The 2,115-nt window shown below is 63.7% G+C and carries 2 protein-coding genes; one reads left to right on the top strand and one right to left on the bottom strand.

Annotation, left to right across the window (positions count from 1 at the left end; all coding sequences use genetic code 11):
- A partial coding sequence (locus tag CDE01S_RS17870) for an amidohydrolase family protein (protein ID WP_157077207.1) occupies positions 1 to 703 on the top strand: 703 nt, incomplete at its 5' end.
- 18 nt (positions 704 to 721) lie between these two features.
- On the opposite strand, the gene gdhA is transcribed toward CDE01S_RS17870, so the two are convergent.
- Positions 722 to 2,065 carry an NADP-specific glutamate dehydrogenase gene (gene gdhA / locus CDE01S_RS17865; RefSeq protein WP_084382991.1) on the bottom strand — a complete coding sequence of 448 codons (1,344 nt, stop codon included), beginning with the start codon at positions 2,063 to 2,065 and terminating at the stop codon, positions 722 to 724.
- Positions 2,066 to 2,115 lie beyond the last annotated feature (50 nt).

Raw genomic sequence — 2,115 nt, 5'->3', positions numbered from 1 at the left:
CTATTTCCCGGCCGGTGCCCAGGCCCAGCAGTTCGTGATGTTCCAGGCTGGCGGCGCGAACGAGCTGGCCAATGCCGACAGCCCGCGCTTCAAGGCCCTGATGGAGCAGCTGGCCGGCCAGTTCGAGCGCAAGGAAATTTCGGGGCTGGGCGAGCTGGTGCTCAGCAACCAGCGATCCTCGGCCATGCCGGGTTTTGCGCGCAAGGTCCGCATCGACGCCGACAGCCTGCAGGCCATGTATGCGCTGGCGCAAAAGCACCAGGGTTATGTTCAGCTGCACATGGACGATGACCCCGACAGCATCGAGCAGGTCGAGAGCATGGCCAAGCGCTTTCCCGATGTGCCTTTCATTCTTTCGCATTGCATGACACGTGCCTCGGCCCAGGCCGCGCGGGCCGTGCTGGAGCGGCATGCCAATCTCTATTGTGAAACCTCCTACCGATCCACGGCGCGCAACGGTGCGCCAGTGTTGCGGCCCTTCATGATCCACACAGCCGACAGTGCGGATTCGGGCTGGCTCGACGTGATCGAGGCGCTGCCCGAGCGCTTCATGGTGGGCAGCGACATCTACACCAAGGACGTGTCCTATGACGCCGTCATCGGCGCCATTCGCAGCGGACTGTTGGCCAGGCTCAGCCCGGCCACGCTGAAGAAGGTCGCGCACGAGAATGCGCAACGCGTCTTCCGCCTGCCGCAGCCCTGAACGGCCTGGACTTCGTTCTCAGATCACGCCTTGGGCGATCATGGCGTCGGCCACCTTCACGAAGCCGGCCACGTTGGCGCCGTCCACGTAGCTCACGCTGCCGTCGGCACGTTTGCCGTGGCGCAGGCAGGCCTCGTGGATGCTTCGCATGATGCCGTGCAGACGGGCGTCCACCTCGTTACGGTCCCACGACAGGCGCATGGCGTTCTGGCTCATCTCCAGGCCCGAGGTGGCCACGCCGCCGGCGTTGCTGGCCTTGCCCGGCGCATAGAGAACACGTGCTTCCTCGAACACGCGCACGGCATCCAGCGTGGACGGCATGTTGGCGCCTTCGGCCACGCACTTGACGCCGTTCTTGACCAGCATCTTGGCGTCGTTGCCGTCGAGTTCGTTCTGCGTGGCGCAGGGCAGGGCCACGTCCACCGGCACGCGCCACGGCTTGATGCCGGCTTCGAACTTGACATTGACGCGCTTGGCGTAGTCGCTGACGCGGCCGTAGAGGCGGTTCTTCACCTCCATCAGTTCCGCCAGTTTCTCTGGTGTGAAGCCGGCTTCGTCAATCACTGTGCCGCTGGAATCGGACACGGTGACGACCTTGGCACCCAGGGCCATGGCCTTCTCCACCGCGTACTGGGCCACATTGCCGGAGCCGGACACGCTGACGCGCAGGCCGGCAAAGCTCAGGCCCTTCTGCTTGAGCATTTCTTCGGCGAAATACACCGTGCCGTAGCCGGTGGCTTCGGGGCGGATCAGCGAGCCGCCGAAGGACAGGCCCTTGCCGGTGAACACGCAGTCGGCGCGGTTGCTGAGCTTCTTGTACATGCCGGCGAGATAACCCACCTCGCGGCCGCCCACGCCGATGTCACCCGCCGGCACATCGGTATCGGCGCCGACATGGCGGAACAGCTCGCTGGCGAAGGCCTGGCAGAAGCGCATCACTTCGGCCGGGCTCTTGCCCTTGGGGTCAAAGTCCGAGCCGCCCTTGCCGCCGCCCATGGGCAGCGTGGTCAGTGCGTTCTTGAAGGTCTGCTCGAAGGCCAGGAACTTCAGGATGGACAGGTTGACTGAGGGATGGAAACGCAGGCCACCCTTGTAGGGGCCGATCGCCATGCTGTGCTGGATGCGGTAGCCGCGGTTGACCTGCACGTCACCCTTGTCATTAACCCAGGAAATGCGGAACATGATGACGCGCTCGGGTTCGACCAGCCGGTCCAGCAGGCCCTGCTCGGCGTACTTCGGGTTCTGGGTGATGAAGGGCCACAGGCTTTCCATCACCTCGGTCACGGCCTGGATGTATTCAGGCTGGCCCGGATTGATATGGGCAACGTGTTCGAGAAAAGCGTGGTGCGAGGCGTATTTCATGCGAATTGTTCCAAAAAGGTGCGTTTTCCAATGAGGTCCGTCATTTTGCC

Origin of the sequence: Curvibacter delicatus NBRC 14919, assembly GCF_001592265.1 — a bacterium.
GTDB lineage: Bacteria > Pseudomonadota > Gammaproteobacteria > Burkholderiales > Burkholderiaceae_C > Hylemonella > Hylemonella delicata.
Note: the sequence above shows the minus strand (reverse complement) of the source record. Positions and strands in the feature narration are given on the sequence as shown.